The organism is Pseudoalteromonas sp. 2CM39R (assembly GCF_023161845.1).
The window spans coordinates 82,100-103,083 of the sequence record NZ_JALNTM010000012.1 but is presented as its reverse complement, the minus strand read 5'-3'; the positions used below and the strand labels follow the sequence as shown (position 1 = coordinate 103,083).

25 protein-coding genes are annotated in these 20,984 nt (G+C 40.2%); 19 read left to right on the top strand and 6 right to left on the bottom strand.

Annotated features, from left to right (window positions below; all coding sequences use genetic code 11):
- The first annotated feature begins 11 nt into the window (after positions 1-11).
- Genes MTF66_RS24190 through MTF66_RS24160 form a run of 7 tightly spaced genes read left to right on the top strand, consistent with a single transcriptional unit; the run spans position 12 to position 5,330 of the window.
- Entirely contained in the window at positions 12-1,148 is a 1,137-nt protein-coding gene (locus MTF66_RS24190) for a chemotaxis response regulator protein-glutamate methylesterase (protein WP_138622148.1), read from the top strand.
- Entirely contained in the window at positions 1,141-1,905 is a 765-nt protein-coding gene (locus tag MTF66_RS24185) for a flagellar motor protein (RefSeq protein WP_248528955.1), read from the top strand. Before MTF66_RS24190 ends, MTF66_RS24185 begins: the two co-directional genes overlap by 8 nt.
- A gap of 5 nt (positions 1,906-1,910) precedes the next feature.
- Positions 1,911-2,870: a flagellar motor protein MotB gene (locus MTF66_RS24180; RefSeq protein ID WP_248528953.1), complete on the top strand. Its 960-nt coding sequence runs from the start codon at positions 1,911-1,913 to the stop codon at positions 2,868-2,870.
- A 12-nt stretch (positions 2,871-2,882) separates the two neighbouring features.
- A complete protein-coding gene (locus tag MTF66_RS24175; RefSeq protein WP_055013038.1) occupies positions 2,883-3,653 on the top strand; it encodes a ParA family protein in 771 nt (256 codons plus the stop codon).
- Positions 3,654-3,656: 3 nt separating this feature from the next.
- A complete protein-coding gene (locus MTF66_RS24170; RefSeq protein ID WP_109874284.1) occupies positions 3,657-4,391 on the top strand; it encodes a CheW domain-containing protein in 735 nt (244 codons plus the stop codon).
- Between the two features lie 21 nt (positions 4,392-4,412).
- Positions 4,413-4,910 (top strand): chemotaxis protein CheW, encoded by a 498-nt coding sequence (locus tag MTF66_RS24165; RefSeq protein WP_008112225.1) that lies wholly within the window; start codon positions 4,413-4,415, stop codon positions 4,908-4,910.
- Between the two features lie 18 nt (positions 4,911-4,928).
- Positions 4,929-5,330, top strand: a complete 402-nt coding sequence (locus tag MTF66_RS24160) for a DUF2802 domain-containing protein (RefSeq protein ID WP_054201706.1) — start codon at positions 4,929-4,931, stop codon at positions 5,328-5,330.
- A gap of 27 nt (positions 5,331-5,357) precedes the next feature.
- Here MTF66_RS24160 and MTF66_RS24155 read toward each other — a convergent pair whose 3' ends face one another.
- Both MTF66_RS24155 and MTF66_RS24150 read right to left on the bottom strand, forming a co-directional pair.
- Complete coding sequence (locus MTF66_RS24155) at positions 5,358-5,666, bottom strand: EscU/YscU/HrcU family type III secretion system export apparatus switch protein (RefSeq protein ID WP_054201705.1); 309 nt, start codon at positions 5,664-5,666, stop codon at positions 5,358-5,360.
- A gap of 2 nt (positions 5,667-5,668) precedes the next feature.
- On the bottom strand, positions 5,669-7,834 hold the full coding sequence (locus tag MTF66_RS24150; protein ID WP_138622144.1) for a flagellar hook-length control protein FliK: 2,166 nt from the start codon (positions 7,832-7,834) through the stop codon (positions 5,669-5,671).
- A gap of 113 nt (positions 7,835-7,947) precedes the next feature.
- Here MTF66_RS24150 and ccmA point away from each other — a divergent pair, with 113 nt between their 5' ends.
- From ccmA to MTF66_RS24100, 10 genes are read left to right on the top strand one after another with little or no spacing between them, the layout of a single operon-like run.
- Entirely contained in the window at positions 7,948-8,568 is a 621-nt protein-coding gene (gene ccmA, locus MTF66_RS24145) for a cytochrome c biogenesis heme-transporting ATPase CcmA (protein WP_075169671.1), read from the top strand.
- Entirely contained in the window at positions 8,568-9,254 is a 687-nt protein-coding gene (gene ccmB, locus MTF66_RS24140; protein ID WP_054201703.1) for a heme exporter protein CcmB, read from the top strand. Before ccmA ends, ccmB begins: the two co-directional genes overlap by 1 nt.
- A 1-nt stretch (position 9,255) precedes the next feature.
- On the top strand, positions 9,256-9,993 hold the full coding sequence (locus MTF66_RS24135; RefSeq protein ID WP_036985043.1) for a heme ABC transporter permease: 738 nt from the start codon (positions 9,256-9,258) through the stop codon (positions 9,991-9,993).
- 2 nt (positions 9,994-9,995) lie between these two features.
- Positions 9,996-10,199 carry a heme exporter protein CcmD gene (gene ccmD / locus MTF66_RS24130; protein WP_055013035.1) on the top strand — a complete coding sequence of 68 codons (204 nt, stop codon included), beginning with the start codon at positions 9,996-9,998 and terminating at the stop codon, positions 10,197-10,199.
- Positions 10,196-10,675, top strand: a complete 480-nt coding sequence (gene ccmE, locus MTF66_RS24125) for a cytochrome c maturation protein CcmE (RefSeq protein WP_075169670.1) — start codon at positions 10,196-10,198, stop codon at positions 10,673-10,675. Before ccmD ends, ccmE begins: the two co-directional genes overlap by 4 nt.
- Before the next feature lies 1 nt (position 10,676).
- Positions 10,677-12,638 carry a heme lyase CcmF/NrfE family subunit gene (locus tag MTF66_RS24120; RefSeq protein ID WP_138570492.1) on the top strand — a complete coding sequence of 654 codons (1,962 nt, stop codon included), beginning with the start codon at positions 10,677-10,679 and terminating at the stop codon, positions 12,636-12,638.
- Positions 12,635-13,207 carry a DsbE family thiol:disulfide interchange protein gene (locus MTF66_RS24115; protein ID WP_036933069.1) on the top strand — a complete coding sequence of 191 codons (573 nt, stop codon included), beginning with the start codon at positions 12,635-12,637 and terminating at the stop codon, positions 13,205-13,207. Before MTF66_RS24120 ends, MTF66_RS24115 begins: the two co-directional genes overlap by 4 nt.
- Positions 13,204-13,665: a cytochrome c-type biogenesis protein gene (locus MTF66_RS24110; RefSeq protein WP_055013033.1), complete on the top strand. Its 462-nt coding sequence runs from the start codon at positions 13,204-13,206 to the stop codon at positions 13,663-13,665. Before MTF66_RS24115 ends, MTF66_RS24110 begins: the two co-directional genes overlap by 4 nt.
- Entirely contained in the window at positions 13,666-14,922 is a 1,257-nt protein-coding gene (gene ccmI, locus MTF66_RS24105) for a c-type cytochrome biogenesis protein CcmI (protein ID WP_010387952.1), read from the top strand.
- Between the two features lie 9 nt (positions 14,923-14,931).
- A complete protein-coding gene (locus tag MTF66_RS24100) occupies positions 14,932-15,663 on the top strand; it encodes a VacJ family lipoprotein (protein WP_054201699.1) in 732 nt (243 codons plus the stop codon).
- A 56-nt stretch (positions 15,664-15,719) separates the two neighbouring features.
- On the opposite strand, the gene MTF66_RS24095 is transcribed toward MTF66_RS24100, so the two are convergent.
- A complete protein-coding gene (locus MTF66_RS24095; protein ID WP_010387954.1) occupies positions 15,720-16,943 on the bottom strand; it encodes an EAL and HDOD domain-containing protein in 1,224 nt (407 codons plus the stop codon).
- A gap of 345 nt (positions 16,944-17,288) precedes the next feature.
- On the opposite strand from MTF66_RS24095, the gene putP reads away from it, so the two are divergent.
- The gene (gene putP, locus MTF66_RS24090) at positions 17,289-18,800 is read left to right on the top strand and encodes a sodium/proline symporter PutP (RefSeq protein WP_054201697.1); all 1,512 of its coding nucleotides are present in this window, start codon (positions 17,289-17,291) and stop codon (positions 18,798-18,800) included.
- A 215-nt stretch (positions 18,801-19,015) separates the two neighbouring features.
- Here putP and MTF66_RS24085 read toward each other — a convergent pair whose 3' ends face one another.
- Complete coding sequence (locus MTF66_RS24085; protein WP_010387955.1) at positions 19,016-19,315, bottom strand: YebG family protein; 300 nt, start codon at positions 19,313-19,315, stop codon at positions 19,016-19,018.
- A gap of 296 nt (positions 19,316-19,611) precedes the next feature.
- Between MTF66_RS24085 and MTF66_RS24080 the strand changes: the two genes are divergently transcribed.
- The gene (locus tag MTF66_RS24080) at positions 19,612-19,905 is read left to right on the top strand and encodes a ComEA family DNA-binding protein (protein ID WP_055013029.1); all 294 of its coding nucleotides are present in this window, start codon (positions 19,612-19,614) and stop codon (positions 19,903-19,905) included.
- A 12-nt stretch (positions 19,906-19,917) separates the two neighbouring features.
- Here the strand turns inward: MTF66_RS24080 and MTF66_RS24075 are convergent, their stop codons facing one another.
- Both MTF66_RS24075 and dsbB read right to left on the bottom strand, forming a co-directional pair.
- Positions 19,918-20,220 (bottom strand): hypothetical protein, encoded by a 303-nt coding sequence (locus tag MTF66_RS24075; protein WP_010387958.1) that lies wholly within the window; start codon positions 20,218-20,220, stop codon positions 19,918-19,920.
- Between the two features lies 1 nt (position 20,221).
- Complete coding sequence (gene dsbB, locus MTF66_RS24070; RefSeq protein ID WP_010387961.1) at positions 20,222-20,740, bottom strand: disulfide bond formation protein DsbB; 519 nt, start codon at positions 20,738-20,740, stop codon at positions 20,222-20,224.
- Positions 20,741-20,984 lie beyond the last annotated feature (244 nt).

The following is a 20,984-nucleotide window of genomic DNA, read 5'->3' as shown; positions in this document are numbered from 1 at the left end:
AAGAGAGCGAAATGGCTGTTAAAGTTTTAGTAGTTGATGATTCAAGCTTTTTTCGCCGCAGAGTGAGTGAAATTCTTGAACAAGACAGCGGAATTGAAGTTATAGGTTTCGCTGTAAATGGTCGAGAAGCTGTCGATAAAACAGCTCAATTACGACCTGACGTGATCACCATGGATGTTGAAATGCCGGTGCTTGATGGTATTAGCGCGGTTAAAGAGATCATGGCGAGTAACCCAACTCCTATTTTAATGTTCTCCTCGTTAACACGCGCAGGCGCATCTGCCACCTTAGATGCACTTGATGCCGGCGCGATGGACTTTTTACCGAAAAAGTTTGAAGATATTGCTCGTAATAACGACGACGCAATAAAGCTATTACAAAATAAAGTTAAAGAAATAGGCCGCCAGCGAATTGGTAGAGTTACCAGAGCGGCTGCTGCTCCAAGTATTAAACCAGCGCCAAGCACTTCTGAGCGCTTTGCTAATAAGCCTATAGTGCAACCTGATCGTAGCTTTAAAAGCGCAAGCCCAACGCCTTCTAGTAGCGCATCAACACGTGCTAGTGGTAAGCAATATCAATTAATTGCTATTGGCACATCAACAGGTGGCCCGGTTGCACTACAAACTATATTGACTCAGTTACCTGCTAATTTCCCACACCCAATACTACTCATACAACACATGCCAGCAGCATTTACACCTGCGTTTGCAACCCGATTAGATAGCTTGTGTAAAATTAAAGTAAAAGAAGCACAGCAAGGCGATAGACTGCAACCAGGCTGTGCTTATTTAGCGCCAGGCGGTCAGCAAATGATGGTAGAAGGGCGAGGTTCAAACAGAACATTACGCGTATTTGAAGATAAAAATGAACGAGTTAGCTATAAGCCTAGTGTGGATATTACCTTTGCTAGTGTAGCAAAAGCGTATCAAGGCGATGTACTTGCCATTATTTTGACTGGTATGGGCGCAGATGGTCGTGACGGTGCTCGCATGCTTAAACAAACTGGCGCTACAATTTGGGCTCAAGATGAGAAAAGTTGTGTTGTATATGGTATGCCGCAAGCAGTAGCTAGTGCTGGGTTAGCAAATGAAAGCATAGGCCTTCATGATGTGGCGGTGCGCTTAAAAAGAGAGGTTGGCTTTGGATAAGCTTTCTATTTTAGGGTTATTGGTTGCATTAGGTGCTATTGCAATCGGTTATTCTTTAGAGGGAGGTGTGGTATCTGCGCTGTTTAATGGTCCAGCACTAATTATTGTATTAGGTGGCACATTGGGGGCGGTGATGCTGCAAACATCAGCCAATACTTTTAAGAAAATGCTTAGTATTACTCATTGGGTTTTTGTTACTGATGACCACAATATTGAAGATGCCATTGAGCAAGTCAAGCGCTGGTCGCACAAAGCTCGCCAAGAAGGCTACTTAGCGCTAGAAAACGAAGCGCTTACTCACTCTGATCCCTATGCCACTAAAGGACTGAGTTTATTAGTCGATGGTTGCTCAGATCAAAAGCTTCGCGATACCCTTGAAATAGATTTATTACTCGAACGAGAACGATTGCTTGAAGCTAGCCGTGTATATGAAGCGATGGGAGGCTACAGCCCGACTATCGGTATCCTAGGTGCTGTGCTTGGATTGATTCAAGCTATGTCGTTTATTAATGATCCTGAGCAATTAGGAACGGGCATTGCCACGGCATTTATTGCTACTATATATGGTGTAGGTTTAGCTAATTTACTATTTTTGCCCATGGCCAACAAATTAAAGCAACGTGTTGAGAAAAAAATGCTTTACCATGAAATGCTAGCTGAAGGGGTTATTGCCATTAGCCAAGGTGAAAGCCCTATTAATATAGAATTAAAGCTTGAAGCTTACCGCGTCGAACGTCCTATTTTACAGGCCCATTAGCGGTTATGTTGCGCCGTCGCTTACGTCATCAAAACACTAAAAGCCAACACACTGAGCGTTGGCTAGTTTCTTATGCAGATTACATGACCATTATGTTCGCATTTTTTGTTGTATTGTATGCCATTGCAATAAACAAAGAAGACAATATACAAGTACTATCTGATTCCCTGGAGCATGTTTTTGATAAGTCAGCGAAACAATTTTCTCAGCAAGGTAAAGGGGTTAACGGCGACGCTTTGTTGCTTGAAAGTGTGACTCCAGAGGCTGAGGTTTTATATGGCGAAAGTATTCAAAAACAAGAACAAGGACCGATATTGCTCGATGGTCAAAGTGACAATAGTAATATCAGCCAACGTCACTTAGGCAAGCCACTCGATAGGTTATTAATTAAGCTACAATCGTCACTTATTGATGAAATACGAAGTGGCGAGGCAAGTTTAGAGCTCAGTCAAGATTGGTTGGTTATTGAGCTTAATTCAGGGCTGTTGTTTGCCAGTGGTAGTGCCGTTGCGCATAATCAAGCCAAAGAAGTCGTAAAAAAGATTGAAGCAATAATTGCACCTGTCGATAACTATATAAGAGTGCGAGGATACACAGATAACGAAACCATTCGCAATGAAATATTTCGCTCTAATTGGGAGTTGTCGGTGGCACGTGCAACATCAATATTAGTTGAATTAGAGCGCTTAGGTATTCAATCTGCGCGCATGGCAATTGAGGGATATGGCCAATATTCACCTTTTGCAGATAATGATACCGAAGCTGGGCGCGCTGAAAACCGCAAAGTGGTGATTGCGCTTTCTAAATACGGCTTGGTTTCAGAGTCATCGAATGAGGCTACTGAGCAGCAAGTTTCTGAAGCAGCTAAACCAACTGAAGTTGAGCTGCCTACTCAAGACGATACAATAAAAATAATTCGCTTAGAGCATGGTGGCATTCGTGTTACCACGCGTAATGAACAGTAATTAGGATGTAATGTGAAAATCTGGACAGTAGCCAATCAAAAAGGAGGGGTAGGCAAAACCACTACAGCGGTTAGCCTTGCTGGGATCCTTGCGCTTCAAGGTAAGCGAGTTTTACTGATTGACACCGATCCTCATGCATCATTAACTTATTACTTTGGTATTGATTCAGAAGATTTAGAGGTTAGTGTTTACGATATTTTCACTCGCGGATCGAGCATGAAAAGCGAAGAAATATTGCAAGCATTATGTCCCTCAACCATAGAAAACCTTGACATTTTACCTGCCACCATGGCGATTGCTACACTTGACCGTAGCATGGGTAATAAAACGGGGATGGGCCTGATTTTAAAAAAAACATTGGCTAAAATTAGCGAGTATTACGATTACGCAATTCTAGATTGTCCGCCCGTTCTAGGGGTGCTTATGGTCAATGCCCTAGCTGCTTGTGAAAGAGTGTTGGTGCCAGTACAAACTGAGTTCTTAGCGCTCAAGGGGCTTGATAGAATGATGCGGACTATGGAGTTAATGCAAACCTCGCAAGCGAAAAGCTATGAATATACTATAATTCCAACTATGTATGATAAGCGTACCAAAGCGTCACTTGAGGCCTATAAAACATTACAAGATACGTATAAAGAAAAAGTATGGCCAGGTGTTATTCCTGTTGATACTAAATTTAGAGATGCGAGTTTAGCGCAAAAAGTGCCTATTGATTTTTGCCCTAATGCGCGTGGAGTCTATGCTTATAAAGCATTGCTTGAATATTTAATAAAACAAGGTTAATAAATGAGTAAGCAATTATTTGCTAATGAAAAAGTAGTCACTCAGTATTTAGGGGCGTTATTATCTGATGACGCACCAGCGAAAGACCTTGAGCCTGTTGCTAAATTGCTTGAGCAGGTAGCTTATGAAGAGCAAAAAGAGCAATCACTGCAGGTTGAGCCTGTAGTTGAGCCGGTTGTTGAAGTTGAAAAGCTCAATGAGCAGGTAACAAATGTAGAAATAGAATCTCACCAAGCGCAGCAGCTTGAAACTGAAAATGATATAGCACTCGGTAATGAAGCTGAATACTTTGATGGTGAATTTCAGGCATTATTTTTTGAAGTGGCTGGGCTCACTTTAGCCGTGCCATTAAAAGCGTTAGGCGGTATACATGAGCTTGGAGAAGTGAATCATTTATTTGGTAAACCTAAGTGGTTTAAAGGTGTCATGATCAATCGAGAAGAAAAGCTCAATGTTGTTGATACCGCGCGCTGGGTTATGCCTGAAAAGTATGATGAGCAGTTAGAGGCATCTTTAAATTATCAATATCTAATCACTTTAGGTGATAGCAAGTGGGGTTTATTAGCAGAAAAACTAATAAATAACATTACATTGAGTAAAGAAGATGTAAAATGGCGTACAAATAACAGTAAGCGCCCATGGCTTGCTGGAGTAATTAAAGAAAAAATGTGTGCTTTAATAGATGTTAATAATTTAAATGCACTATTAGAGAAAGGCTTAGATAGCCGTCACAAGTAATGACCATTACGAGGTAAGAGCATGAGTGAAGATAAATTACTGTCAGCTAAAAAAAATGCAGATAATAATGATGAAATTTTGCAGTGGGTTACATTTAAGTTAGAAGATGAAACCTATGGCGTGAATGTAATGCAAGTGCAAGAAATACTGCGTTACACCGAAATTGCTCCTGTTCCAGGTGCGCCTTCTTATGTAATTGGTATTATTAACTTACGTGGTAATGTTGTTACCGTTATTGATACTCGCTCTCGCTTTGGTTTACCTGATATTGAAGCGACCGACAATTCACGTATTTTGATTATTGAAGCTGAAGAGCAAGTGATTGGTATTTTAGCCGATAGCGTTTCTGAGGTTGTGTACTTACGTAGCTCTGAAATTGACAGTGCGCCAAACGTAGGTACTGAAGAAAGTGCCAAATTTATTCAAGGTGTATGCAACCGCGATAATGAGCTGCTTATTCTAGTTGATTTAAACAAGCTACTTAGTGATGACGAATGGGATGAGTTAAGCGATATATAAGCTTCTCTACATAAAATTATGTTATTACTTGGTATTGCAATTGCGGGTTTGGCATTTGGGCTATTCTCGCTGCTGTTAATTGTGATGTTTAAAAAGCGTTATGCGAATGAGCTTGGCGCACAATTACAGCAATTTAAAGATTCATCAGAGCAGATTAATATTTTACGTAGCGAAGTCTCTGAGTTACGAACTGGGTTAATGAGTATTGGTAAACGAGTGCTTGAGGTAGAACAACAAAACCAAGAGCTGATACAGCAACAAGCAGCTCAAAAATACGATGACCCTGATGCTAAAATATACTCTCGAGCAGTAAAAATGGTTGAGCTAGGTGCTGATTTAGATGAGGTTATTCGCGAGTGTGAATTACCCCGCGCCGAAGCAGAACTGTTATTTTCTTTACACAAACAAAAAGGCGCTTAGCGCCTTTTTTGTTTTTATCATATTGGCTCATGCTTTTATATTGAGCTTTCCTTGAAAGTCCTGCCATCCGGGCGGGAATTTCCCTCTTACCACATATGAAAAAGCAATCAGTTCAGCAATAACAAAGTAAAGCTCTTTAGGGATCTCTTCGCCAAGCTCTAATTTCGAAAGTGTATTTGCAAGTGCTTCATCCTGATGGATTAAAATACCTTTATCTTTAGCTAGGGCAATAATTTCATCCGCCAATTCTCCAAACCCTTTAGCGCTTACGGTGGGTGAATTACCCGTTTCGTAGAGCAGTCCAATTGCTGAATTGTTTTTAAATGAATCCGTCATGGCTAAACCTTAATATTTATAATGGCATGGGATTGGTAAAATGCTTGATGGTTGTCATCTGCGCGTTTCAAATTAAGATCGCCGACTTGTAAGCCCTGTTTTGCTAGTTTTGAGCGTAAATTATCAAGGTGTGGATGAGCCAACGCGCTCACAGCTTGAGTGGACGCTAATAACTGACAATCTAATGCTTTGTCCATCAACTCTGCGGTTATTTGCAGCTTACCTAGTTCAGCATAATCAAAATTTAATCTTACAAACCACACGTTTTTATCCGCTAATTTGTCATTGTTTGGCTTTTTATATTGTCCTAACGATATTTCTGTTTGTGCCGCCTCTGGTGGCAGTTTCATAGGCAATAAAAACTGCACTAAGGAGTTAGTGTCAGGCTGCTGGCTCAAAACGGGAGCTTGCACTTGGCTTAAGGTGTTTTTAATTTGTGTTAATTCACCTGCTAATGCTTGCACTTGTGGTTGCTGTAACTGTTCTAATAACTTATTGGTATTATTACCGGTCTTGAAGCTTGGTAATAAAACCTGAAGTAGGGCCTCTAAACCGCTTTGATTATTAATGCTAACGGCAGTTGGGTTTTGGTTAATAATCGGTGCAGCTAAAATGCTTAATGAAAGTTGTTCTACACCTCGATTAAACGAGCTCTGCAAAGTGTCACTGGTTAGTTGCGTCGGCTTTATAGTGCTGAGTATTTCACGTTGTATGGTGGTCGGGTGTAAATTACTTTCTGACAACATACGGTTAAAAGCTTGATTAACCAAGCGGTTTAAGTCAGTACCCTGATCTGCCGCCTTAGTTACGATAGTGTTTAGTTGGCTGCTTAGAACGTGTTTGCTTGCTTCTTTTTGCTCTATTGGAGCGGTTGCGGTTTGCTTTAAAACGGTTGCTAATAATAGCTTTTCCAGCGGTTGTAAATGATTAACGGCTGCTAAGGATCGATTAGCTGTTTGTGCTGATTGGGTAACAACAGGGTGCAAGTCTACGGATGTTGATAACGTCCGCTGTTGCCATAAAGAGATACTGGTTTTTAGCTGCTGGGTTAGTTGCACTAAAGGGGGGGCAGTTCCTAAAGGGCTTTTTAATTGCGTAATGTCTATTTTTTGCGTTGGCGCGAGCAATTGTTGCTGTTCATTAACAACAATATTTGGTTTTTGAGATGCGTTTAATACAGTGGTAAATGGCTTGCTTTCAAAATGTTTTACTGCATCTAAAATACGCGTTTTAAAATCAGCAAAACTGCTTTTTAGCCATGATTGAATTGGACTATTAACGGTACTAAGTGGATGAGGCTTAATTTTTTGCGAATCGATAGCAACTTGCGGTTGCTGTGACAGCATCTCATTAAATGGTTTGCTAAATGAGTTTTTAAGCTCCACGGTTATATTTTGATAAGCGGTTTTAATTAATAGTTTATCTGCTTGACTGCTAATAGTTACCTTAGTCGGAGCTGTGGGTAGTTCAGATAACTGTTGATGGCTTAAGCTAATATTTAACGAGCTTTTTGCGGTATTTGGAGTTAGCACCGCAAACTTGGGCATTGCATGAAGCTGAGCATGACCTAAATTGTTAGCAACTAATTGTGTTAGTTTTGCCTGGCTTAAAGGTTGAGAATGTACAATGTCAGCAAAACGATTAATGATATTTAGCCGTGTACCTTTGCCATCTGTCTCAATTATGCCTTTTAATAAGGGTTCTTCGGCCAGTAATTGCGCTACTTGTTTATTAATGGCGATGCTGGCATTAAATTTTTCAATCACCAGTTTTGGCGTTGGCTTTAAAGTAACTTGTATCGATAGCGGGTTATTTTGAATATCACTTTGAGTGTTTATAAAGTTTAAAAACCGCTGTAACTGTTCTGGTTGTTTAATTGATAAGGTACTGTTGTTAGGAATAATAGTTAAGCTTTTACCATCTGCACTTAGCTGTATGTTAGCACTTGCTATTTTTTCAATATTTGTCGGTGCATCATTAACAGTGAGCCGAATTGTTTGCCAATGCTTATTCATAAATACATCAAGCGTCACTGAATCTTTAGAAAACTGAATGTTTTTTGCTGCTAGTACTTCAGGCGGCAGTATTGGTAACGCAGTTTTACCCGAATCGGTTGTTTGATTACTAACCTGTGGGTTAGTCACTGTAATGTGCGTTGGTGTATTCATTATTTTATATCAAGTTTTCTGTATTTTAAGTAAATCGATTCTAAAGCAATATTCGTATTACCCTATCATTATGGTAGACTTACCGCTAATTTTTGGCAGAGAGAATCGTCATCTTGTTACACATTAAGTCCGTTACTTGTATCAAGCAAGAGCGTTGTTTGTTTGATGAACTTAATTTTAGCCTTAAAAGCGGTCAAATCATGCAGTTAGCTGGTCCTAATGGGGCTGGTAAAACATCATTATTGCGCATTATTGCCGGTTTTTCGCTGCCTGACGAAGGTGATATTTTATACCGTAATCAATCTATCAAAAAATATTATGACGAATACGCCAGAGACTTATTATTTATAGGCCATAAAACCGGAGTTAATGTACAACTTAGTGCACTTGAAAATGTAGCACATTGGTTGGCTATTAATGGTTATGTAAATACACCTGATTTATATCCTTTGTTAAGTAAGTTAGGTTTGGTAGGGCTGGAAGATGTGCCCGTAAGAACATTATCGGCAGGCCAGCAAAGGCGGGTAGCTTTAGTTCGTTTGTGGTTATCTGAAGCCAAGTTATGGATTTTAGATGAACCTTTTACAGCGCTCGATAAAAGTGGGGTTGCCTTTTTGCAGCAACGCTTTACCGAGCACTTATCAAAGGGGGGCGCTATTTTGTTAACAACACACCAAGACCTAACCACCCACTTTAGTGACTTACAGACCTTGACTTTGGAGTACCGCCACTAATGACAAGACAGCATTCATATTGGCAGTTATTTGTCGCGGTATTTAGCAAAGACGTTAAGCTCGCTTTTCGTCAGCGAGCTGAAATAGTCAATCCCATCTTGTTTTTTTTAATTGTTATCTCGTTATTTCCACTAGCGATAGGGCCAGAACCTGGGTTGTTATCAAGAATGGCACCGGGCATTATTTGGGTTGCGGCTTTATTATCAACCATGCTTGGGCTCGATAAGCTATTTAGAGATGACTATAACGATGGCTCTTTAGAACAACTCATTGCTTCCTCTTACCCTTTATCATTAACCGTATTAGGTAAAGTTGCGGCTCATTGGGTGATCACCGGTTTACCGCTAGTGCTAATGACGCCTTTATTTGCTTTACTACTAAATTTAGAAACAACGGCCTTAATGGCCACGTTATTAACGCTATTATTAGGAACTCCTTTATTGAGCTTTATTGGCGCGATAGGAGCAGGCCTAACGGTGGGATTACAAAAAGGCGGTATTTTAATGAGTTTACTCGTTTTGCCTTTGTATATCCCGGTTTTAATTTTTGCAACTTCCGCTATTGATACCAGTACTATGTCGCTGGATTACAGTGGTCAGCTTGCAATCCTAGGTGCCATGTTAGTCGTTGCGATTATTAGTGCGCCAATTGCCATATCATCAGCATTAAAAGTGAGTGTAAGTTAATATGTGGAAGTGGTTACATCCGTATGCGAAAGCAGAGCGAGCATATCAATTATGCAATACTCTACTGCCATATTTTGCAGTAGTTACGGTCGTTAGTATGATTGTTGGTTGGGTTTGGGGATTAGGTTTTGCCCCTGCTGATTACCAACAAAAAGACAGTTACCGTATTATTTTTATTCACGTGCCCTCCGCTATTTTATCTATGGGAGCATATTCATCAATGGCGATTGCTGCCATTGTTGCCTTGGTATGGCAGTTACGTAATGCCGAGCTTGCGGTGATTGCAATCGCGCCTGTTGGTGCGTGTATGACAGCAATTGCTTTAATTACTGGTGCTGCATGGGGTAAACCAATGTGGGGCGCGTGGTGGGTATGGGATGCTCGGCTGACTTCTGAACTTATTTTATTATTTTTATACTTAGGGGTGTTGTCTTTGTACCATGCCTTTGAAGATAAAAAGTCAGCCGGTCGCGCCGCGTCTATTTTAGCTATTGTTGGAGTGATCAACTTGCCTATCATCCACTTTTCGGTGGAATGGTGGAATACCCTGCATCAAGGGGCGAGCATCACTAAGTTTAACCGCGATGCGGTTGACCCAAGTATGTTTTGGCCGTTAATGATTAATATTTTAGCCTTTGCCGCGTTTGTTGGTACTGTGACTTTAATTCGTCTTAAAAATGAAATTTTACACCGTGAAAAGCACCGCCCATGGGTGCGACAGTTGTTAACTAAGGGGTAATTATGCAGTTTGACTCGTTTTCAGATTTTATTGCAATGGGAGGCTATGGCTTTTATGTATGGCTTTCTTTTGGAACATGCGCATTGATTTTATTAGGTATTCTATTCAGCTCACTACGCGATAAAAAACAAATTTTAGCGTCGATTGAGCAGCAAATAGCGCGTGAAACTCGAATTAAAAATTCTAAGCAGGAGCAAACCTCGTGAACCCAAGACGTAAAAAGCGCCTTTTGGTTATTATCGCCGTACTCTTTGGTATTGGCGGATCAATTGGTTTAGTGTTGTACGCCTTACAAGAAAATATTAATTTGTTTTACACCCCCAGCGAATTAATTGATGGTAAAGGTCCTAATAAAGAAAAGCCGTTTGTAGGCCAAAAGCTGAGAATTGGCGGCATGGTTGTGCCAGGCACTGTGATCAGAAATGAACAAAGCTTAAAAGTAAGCTTTAAGCTGATTGATACGGGGCCATTGGTAACGGTACGTTACCAAGGTATTTTGCCTGATTTGTTTCGTGAAGGACAAGGGATTGTTGCGCAAGGTGTGTTAGTAGAGCCTAACGTGATTGAAGCATTTGAAGTGTTGGCCAAGCATGATGAAGAATATATGCCGGCGGAAGTTGCTGAAGCTGTAAAAGGCATTAAGCACGAAAAGCCAAAATATAACTTAGATAGTGGGAGTTAATATGATCCCTGAACTTGGTTATTTTTCTTTAACATTGGCCATGGTGCTCAGTGTGCTGTTGTGTATTTTTCCACTTTGGGGAGCACACACAGGAAACCTTCGTTTGATGCGTGCGGCGCCATCATTAGCGATTGGTCAATTTGCATTTGTTGCGTTGTCGTTCGCTGCACTTATCTATGCCAGCTTAACCGACGACTTTACCGTATCTTACGTTGCTTATCATTCAAGTAGCACTTTGCCTTGGTATTATAAAATCACCTCTACGTGGGGCGGACATGAAGGTGCTATTTTACTGTGGTTATTAATGCAAGCAGGGTGGACAGCCGTTGTCGCTATGCGTTCTAAGTCACTACCTTGGATACTTCGTGCTCGCGTTTTGGGTGTGCTTGGCTTTTTAGGTGTCGGCTTTATGATGTACACCTTACTGCTCTCAAGTCCGTTTGAGCGTTTATTGCCCTATTTTCCTGTTGAAGGGCGAGATTTAAACCCATTATTACAAGACCCAGGGATGATCATTCATCCACCATTACTTTACATGGGTTATGTAGGTCTTTCTGTGGCTTTTTCTTTTGCTATTGCCGCGCTGTTAACTGGTAAACTCGATAATACCTGGGCTAAGTGGTCACGCCCATGGACAATGACAGCATGGGGCTTCTTAACATTAGGTATTACTATAGGCAGTTGGTGGGCTTATGCAGAGCTTGGCTGGGGTGGCTGGTGGTTCTGGGATCCAGTTGAAAACGCATCACTTATGCCATGGTTAGTGGCAACTGCTTTATTACACTCTTTAAGTGTGACTGAAAAGCGCGGTGTATTTAAATCATGGACCGTATTATTAGCAATTGCTGCTTTTTCATTAAGCTTACTGGGGACTTTTATTGTTCGCTCAGGGATTATTGTCTCGGTGCACGCCTTTGCAACCGATCCGGATCGAGGGCTGTTTATCCTTGCCTTCTTAGCTATTGTTGTTGGCGGCGGCCTAGCGCTTTACGGCTTGCGTGTTTCACAGGTTAAAAGTGAGGGGCGTTATAAGTTTGTCTCTCGTGAAGTGGCACTTTGGCTAAATAATATTTTCCTAGTGGTTGCTACCTTAATTGTACTATTGGGTACTTTATTACCTATGGTGCACAAAGAAATGGGCTTAGGCAGTATTTCTATTGGCGAACCTTTCTTTAATAAAATGTTTGCCATTCTACTGGTGCCATTTGCGATTTTAATGGGCATAGGGCCATTTTTGCGCTGGAAGCAAAATAAATGGGCGTTTTTACAAAACAAAATATTTGTTGGCGCACTAGCCAGTGTCGTTATTACCTGTGCGTGGCTGTTTAGCAGTTATGAAGTAGTTACGCCGCTCACTCTATTAGCAACTACGTTAGGTGTATGGATATTTATTGCTACCTTTATCGACCTTTACACCAAGGCTGCTGTTCATGGCTCACTTAAGCTCGGCATCAAACGCTTAGGTTTAAGTTATTGGGCTATGGTGCTTGGCCATGTTGGTTTGGCCTTTGTTATTGCCGGTATTACGCTTACTTCGGCGTATTCAGTTGAGCGTGATGTATCAATGAAGCCTGGTGATAGCGTACAGCTAAATCAGTATCAATACCGTTTTGAAGGCGTGAAGACAATTCGTGGTGCAAACTATAGCGGTCATGCGGGTGTGGTAACAGTACTAAAAGAAGACACAACAATTGCGCGTCTTTATGCAGAAAAACGCCGATACGACATTGGTATGCAGTTTATGACTGAAGCCGCAATAGATGCTGGGTTTACTCGCGATTTATACCTCGCCCTTGGAGAGCAATTAAGTGAAGGGGCATGGTCATTACGTATTTATCACAAGCCGTTTGTGCGTTGGATGTGGATCGGTGGTGTTTTGATTTCACTTGCTGGGTTTGTGATTTTATTTGATAAGCGTTATCGCGCTTCACCTCGCAAAGATGAATTAGAGGGGGCGTTATGAATCGCAAATTGATGGCAATAGTCCCTTTATTAATTTTTATCTTTATTTGTGTGTTTTTATACCAAGGGTTGTTTGCTAACCCTCGGGAAATACAAACAGGGCGCATTGGTCAAACCGTACCAACATTTAACTTGCCTGATTTAATGCAAGATAATAAACGTTGGACTGATGAGCAGTTAAAAGGTGACGTGTATTTATTAAACGTGTGGGGCACATGGTGCCCAACGTGTTTAGCTGAGCTTGATTATTTAACTAAGCTTCGCGAACAAGGCATTAAAATTATTGGCTTGTATTATGTTCAAAGTTACGATGCCGATTTTGATGGCCCGTTTGATATGCAAGCACTGCGTGACGATGTGAGTAATATGCTTGCGCGCGCCGGTGATCCGTATCAGTTTAATATTTTAGATTTAGAGCGCTCTTTGGCGTTAGACTTGGGTGTGTCTGGAGCACCAGAAACATTTTTAGTTGATAAAAATGGCACTATTTTGTTACACCACACCGGTGATATAAACCCTCGAGTTTGGCGCGCTAAGTTTGCGCCTCTTATGCAGGAGCTGCAGCCATGAGATTGTTTTTATTAACCCTTAGCTTATTTATTAGTTTAGCAGCGTTTGCTCAGCAAGATCGTTATCAGTTTGATAGCAATGAACAAGCGATTCGTTTTGAAGAGCTAACGAAAGAATTACGCTGCCCTAAATGTCAAAATCAAAACATTGCTGATTCAGATGCCGTAGTTGCAAAAGACTTGCGTGAGCGTGTATTGGCGTTAGTAAAAGATGGTAAAAGCAAAGATGAAGTCATTGACTATATGATTGACCGCTATGGCTACTTTGTTCATTACGATCCACCAGTAACGCCGGCTACGTTAATTCTGTGGGTGTTACCAGTACTCATTGTAATAATAGGCTTTGGTTTTATTGTTATTCGCCAACGTAAAGCGTCGGTAAAACAAACATGGAGTGACGCTGATGAAGTGATGCTCAATAAGTTGATTAAACAAAATAAACGTCAGGAGCAAAGTTAAATGATTTTAATGTGGGCGTCTTTTGCTTTACTCACACTCATTGCATTGCTGTTTATTATTGTGCCTTTTTTAAAAAAAGAGCGCGTAGTAACTATTACTCACAACGCTAATGCACAGCTTATCAGCATTTATGAGCAGCGTTTAGTTGAACTGCAGGCTGATTTAGACAATCAACGTATAGACTCGCAAAACCATAACGAGGCTATTATTGAGCTGAAACGTCGTTTGCTTAATGAATTATCGCCAGAAAAGTCACTAAACAGTCGTGGTGATAACCGTATATTTGCTTTAACAGGGGCAGCGTTTTTAATTGCATTAGCAGGTATATTTTATGCGATGACAGGCAGCCAACAACAAATTTCGGCGTGGCATGATGCAATGGACAACTTAGCCGATTATGGTCAACGTGCCGTAATGCAAAAAGGTGAGCCGTTATCTAAAAATGAACTTCAAGCGTTTGCATTGGCACTGCGTACAAAGTTAAGTCAAAGCGGTGATGATGAAGTAGCTTGGATGCTGTTAGGGCGTGTCGCTATTATGCTTAATGAGTTTGACATGGCAAAACAGTCATTTGATAAAGCATTGTCAATGAACCCTGATAATATGCAAGCCTTGGTGAGTTACTCGCAGGTATTACTACTTGAGGGCAGTGATGAGAATATGACTCGCGCAGCGGGTATGCTTTCTAAAGTGCTACAAGCGCAGCCAAATAATCTCGATGCGATTTCGCTACTTGCGCTGATTGCCTTTGAGAGAAAAGATTGGGTACAGGCAAAAGCTGCATTTGAGGTACTTCTTGCCAGTATGGACGAGTCAGATACGCGTTATGCTATGATTTCTGAGCGGATTAGTGAAATCGATGGTCAAATAGCTCAGAAAAGCGAGCTGAATAATCACGAGCTGCAAGTTGTTCAAGGAATTCAGGTCACGGTTAAGGTTGACGAGCAACTCGAAGATAAACAGCCCAGTAACGGTATTTTGTTTGTGTTTGCTAAAGCTTCTGAAGGTTCACCAATGCCTTTAGCCGTTGTTAAACTGACTGACTATAGCTTTCCAATCACCGTTGAGCTGAGCGACGAGAACGCCATGATGGCAGGGCTAAATTTATCCAGTGCTAATGAAATTGTTATTTCTGCGCGTATTTCTAATGATGATTCAGTGATGCCAAGTACTGGTGAGCTTGAAGGCCACTCTGAAGTACTGCTTCGTAAAGATGTGCGACAAGTGCAACTGAACATTGATACATTAATACCTTAAGGATTTGAGATGTTAAAACAAGGCTTACTTTTATTATGTTTACTCACCTTATCGGGCTGTGCTCAAGTGCCCGAGAGTAAATATGATGAGCGCGATCCCTTACAAAGTGTAAATAGACCCATTTATGACTTTAATATGGACGTACTCGATACCTATATTTTAAGGCCAGCAGCAGTGGGTTATATCACTGTTACACCGCAGCCTGTTCGTCGTAGTATTGTGCACTTTACCGATAATATTACTGCACCCGTTGATATTATAAATGCCGGCCTGCAAGGAAAACCAAGTAGTGCTGGAATTAATTTTGCACGTTTTTTAGTGAATTCAACGGTGGGTGTATTTGGCATATTTGATGTAGCCAGCTCACTTGGGCTTGAAGTAACTAGCGAGGACTTTGGCCAAACGCTAGGTGTGTGGGGTGTGGGTGATGGTGCTTATTTAATGATCCCAGCAATGGGGCCATCTACCGCGCGCAACTTAACTGGTGATGTAGTTGATAATGTTGTACTGCCTGAAATAGCACTGACTACACCACAAACTATTTTAGTGTTTGCACTAAAAGCAGTTGAAGCGCGTGCGTCATTAATGGCTCAAGAAGGGTTATTAAATGATTCGTTAGACCCCTACTTGTTTATTAAAGACATTTATTTTCAGCGTCAATTATACGAGCTATTTGATGGTAACCCGCCAATAAAAGAAGAGCCTGAAGATTTTGATGAGGATTTCTTAGAAAGCCTTTAATAAAGATAAAAACGCCAGCAGATGCTGGCGTTTTGTTTATGGGTATTAAAGATATTTTAGCTATCAATCATCACTCGCATTTGCTCGCTAACCCAGTTGAGTGCTTCGTGATATGCATCAGGCACTTCATCGCCTAAGTTTAATTGCTGGGCTTTATCGTTCGCAGCTTGCCAATCACCATGCTCATACAGAGTGACTAAGTTTAAGTATTCAGCAAGTAGTCCTTCATTTTTTAACAGCGCTGTTTTTATCTCATTAGACAAAGGTAATTTAAGCATTACGCTGTCCATTTCTTCATCTAATATCGCATCCATAAGCGACATCATGCCGGTTAAGAACGCCATACCTGTATCTTTAAGTTTGCCATGTGAAATAGCTAACAACTCACAAAAACGCGCCCGTGTTAACGACAGTCTAATAAGTTCCAATGGCTTATCTGCAGATACTTGTGCTGCAAACAATAAAGAGAGCAGTTTTTTTATTTCAGCAGCCCCTAGTACAATTAGTGCTTGTTTTATAGTGTTTATTTCAGAGCGGCGGGTAAATGCCGCTGAGTTGGAATAGCGCAAGAGCTTGTAAGATAAGTTAACATCACGCTCAAATACATCGGTGATCTTCTTAAGATCCATTTCTACACTGGATGTTTCATAAAGCAGTTCAGCCAGTGCCATGCCAGATGGCGGTAAGGCTTTACTTTGCACCATCTCGGGTTTTGAAAAGAAAAAGCCTTGAAAGTACTCAAAGCCCAACTCAAAAGCTTGGTTGTAAAGCTCGTAAGTTTCAACTTTTTCTGCGAGTAACTTGATATGTGGGTAAGGTTTTAAGTCTTCAATGATCGTTTTAACGGTTTCCATATCGCACGTTAAAAAGTCAACTTTAATGATATCAATAAACGGATAAAAGTGACGCCATACCGGTTGATGCGCATAGTCATCTAGGGCGAGTGTGTACCCTTTCTCTTTTAGGTCTTTAACTATTGCTAGCAGACGTTTTCCTGGCTGAACGGTCTCTAGTATTTCAATCACAACCCCGTTTTTGTTTAATAGCGTGGGGTAGCCTTTTAATAAGGTGTCTAAAGTAAAGTTAATATAAGCGGGTTTATTATCGGTTAAATCTTCAAGACCAAAATTAAACTGGCTGCCTTCAATTAGGCGAGACGTTGCTTCGTCGCCGTCAATGTTCGGAAATACATTATCTACTCCATCACGAAATAAAAGCTCGTAGCCAATTAGTTCCTTATTGCGATCTAAAATAGGTTGGCGAGCAGCGTAAAAATACATATAAGATTCCGAAACAGTAGAAATTGATTAACATTGTAATAATATATTGGAAAACATTCAAAATAGCATCGGTAAAATGAATTATTATTAATAAAATATCATGACTTAGGTGATTTTTATTAATCTAAACTCATTGTTTTTTATTCTATTTGTTTTAAAAGCGAGCGAATAGATGGTTTTTTATCTACTTAAATTAGCGGGTTGGAGTTATTAGCAATTACCGTGTTATAGTTGGGTAGAAAGCTTTTATTCCAATACTGTCTTAATTATAAGATTTCAAGAGTCATTATTTGGATTACAAGCCTGTTATTACTTTTTTAAGTGGAGGCGAATTTGGAAACAGGAATGATTATTTCACTGGCATTGTACTTTATTGTAATGCTAGGAATAGGACTATACGCATATAAGCAATCTACCAGTGATATTTCAGGGTATATGCTAGGTGGTCGTAATTTAGCCCCCAGTGTAGCTGCCTTATCGGCTGGTGCATCAGATATGAGTGGTTGGTTATTAATGGGCTTACCCGGCGCAATGTATTTATTTGGGTTGAGTAAGGTTTGGATTGCAATTGGTTTAGTATTAGGTGCGTGGGCAAACTACTTTTTAGTCGCCCCAAGACTGCGTGTCTATACTGAAAAAGCCAATGACTCCATTACTATCCCCGATTTCTTTGCAAACCGTTTTGATGACAACAAAAATATCCTACGTGTTATCTCTGCAATAGTAATTATAGTTTTCTTTACCTTATACACTTCATCGGGTGTTGTTGCCGGTGGTAAGTTATTTGAAAACTCATTTCAAATGAGTTACGAAATGGGCCTATACATCACCACTGGTGTGGTAGTGGTATATACCTTATTTGGTGGGTTTTTAGCGGTTAGCCTTACAGACTTTGTGCAAGGCTGTATTATGTTTGTGTCGTTGTTAGCAGTGCCAATTGCCACTTATATGATGCTTGACCAACCATTTATGGATACCTTAGCAAATGCAAATTATCAGCAGTTACTAAGCTCGCCTAAAGCAAGCGAAATTCATTCTTTAAGTATGCTTGACTGGTTTGCTGGTGGTTCCACTATTGCTATTATTTCTGCAATGGCATGGGGTTTAGGTTACTTTGGTCAGCCGCATATTATTGTTCGTTTCATGTCTATTCGTTCAGTAAAAGAAATGCCAACCATGCGTCGTATTGGTATGTCTTGGATGACGTTATCTGCTATTGGTGCGGTATTTACTGGCCTATTTGGTGCTGCATTCATGATTGAAAATCAAATGCCGATTGCCGATAAAGAAACAATTTTCTTAGTATTGGCTGAATTAATTTTCCACCCGTTAATTGCAGGTTTCCTACTGGCGGCTATTTTAGCTGCGATTATGAGTACTATCTCATCGCAATTGTTGGTGTGTTCAAGTTCTTTAACAGAGGACTTTTATAAGATTTACTTAAATCGTAATGCTTCGCAAACTGAGCTGGTATTAGTAGGCCGTATTAGCGTGATACTGGTTGCGTTATTTGCAATTTACTTAGCGTATGACCGCAATAGTTCAATACTAGATTTAGTAAGTAATGCATGGGCAGGTTTTGGTGCTGCATTTGGTCCATTGGTATTGTTTAGTCTTTACTGGAAGCGTATGAACCTAAAAGGGGCTATTAGCGGTATGGTTGTTGGTGCTCTAACTGTGCTTGTATGGATTTATGCGCCTATTACTATTAATGGTGATAGCTTGAGCAGCGTGATATATGAAATCGTCCCTGGCTTTATTTTAGCAAGTATTGCTATTGTAGTAGGAAGCCTTGTAACTGCTGAGCCGAAAAAGGAAATTACTGATCTGTTTGATGAAGTTGAATCGTCATTGTAATTGATTAGCTAACGTAAAGTTTTGGTTTTAAAAAAATGCCAACCAGTTTAACTGGTTGGCATTTTTTATTGACTGACTTTTAACAATAGCAAATTGTGATGACTTACTCGCTTCTCGTTATCATTACTTAAAGACATAAAAAAACTGAATACGAATCACGAATTCAGTTTCATAAATTAGTAGTCGGCTTATAAGCTGCATTACTGTTTTTTAGATTAGCTCGCTGCTTTATCTTTTATATCAGCAACGTTATCTGACTTTGTTTTTTTAGCTTTTGCAGGTACTTCTTTAGTCCCCTTAAGTACCGCCATAAAGTCGTCTTTACTTTTCGCAATCTCAAGTGCAAGCGACTCAACTTGTTGTTCACTTAGAGGCACATCTACTTTTTCAAGCATTAGTTCTAGTGACTCGGCGATATCGAGCATTTTGTCATAGGCATCAGCTTCTTTTTTAGTAGTAAACGTCATGCGCTCGACTCCGTTTCGTTCTACAACATATTTAACAACAACAGCCATGATTTCTCCTGCTTACTTACGTGGCAATATGATTATTTTAAATCATTAGATTACTGTTTTTATGTACAGTACAAGCTTGCGCGTTATTTTGCAAGCTTTAGCCTTAGTTTATCTGCAGCTTAATTGACAATAAAGGCCAACTCTACTTTATTTATTAAGTCACTTTATAACGCGTTGCAGTAAAGGAGTCGCAAGGAGTGATTGTTACCGTTAGTACTTAGTAACCACAACTTACTTAAAAGTGCTGGGTGTAAATAATCAACGAATGTTCATGTAGGAACACAAAAGGAAATAGTATGAAATTAATTAAAATAATCTCGTTAGCAGCTGCTTTATGTTTATTACCTATGGGTACCACCTTTGCGCAAAGCGATATGCTATCAGAGCAGATGCAATCAGCCATGGTTAATATTAATACTGCTGATTTAAAACAGTTAATTAAGTTACCAGGTGTCGGTAAGAAAAAGGCACAGGCAATTATCGACTATAGAGAAGCTAATGGTGATTTCGCATCACTTGAAGATCTAGCCAAAGTAAAAGGGGTGGGTAAAAAAATGCTAGCCAAACTTGATGGTAAGGTGACGTTTTAACTAAAAAGGGCGCTATGCGCCCTGATCAAACTGTTTTAAGGCAGCACCAAGGTGCTTTTTAGCAAAGTTAATATCTACTGGTGCTGTTAATAGCGGATAGCTCAACCCAGCTACAATCAAAAAGGGCACCAGTAACCAACCTTCGAAAAGAGTAAATATTAAAAAGAATGGGCTTAATAGCATCAGCTTTAGTATGCGTATAAAGACTCTGTCACTGGGTGATAGCATGCTTAAAGAGATAGCTATAACAGTTTGTCGTTGACGAACTTTTAAATGTTTAAGCTCATCAACTTGGCTTGAAAAAAAAGTAAACATATTAAAGTGACTTTTTAGTAATTAATCGACTGGCCACTAATATAAACAGTGTGGCGGTAAAGAGTACAAAAATAATTTCCATCCATGCTGGCATACTTAGGCTGGCAAATTGCCAATCTATATTTCCGCAATCACCTGTCGCTTCAAAAAATTGTGGTATCCAGTGATGTAACGGCATAAATTCTGGAAAATTTGGCTCAAATTCACAGCTAAATGCAAATGGGTCTGTGGTTGTTTGCATTTCAATATGCTCACGAGCTATTAGTAGCCCCCATACACTTGAAATCCCCCATGTTGTATAGGCAACAATACGTACTGCGAGATTGTTTGGTTTACTAGCTCCAATAATACCCGCAAAAAGTAGACCTAATACTGCGGTGCGTTGGTAAATACACATAATACATGGCGCTAACCCCATGTTGTATTGAAAGAAAAGTGCAGTAACTTCAAGTAGAAAAACAATCCCACTGAATAATAACCAAGGTGTACGCTGAGTACTTAGATTAGCAAGCCAGTTCATAACAAATCCGTATTTAAATAAGGGCTTAGATTATGACTTAGGATAAACAGCGGGGCAAGTAAAAGGAAAAAACGAGGGCTATGAAAGCTTGTCGTCCCTCAAAGTTAGAGATCCTGTGCTGCATGACTTCCCCTAATAGACCTACTCAGAGCCATCAAGTTAATCTGATTCATGAATAGGAAAGATCTATAGAATAATAGTTAAAGTGTCTCGTATGAATAATAGGTGGGCATTCATATTGTGT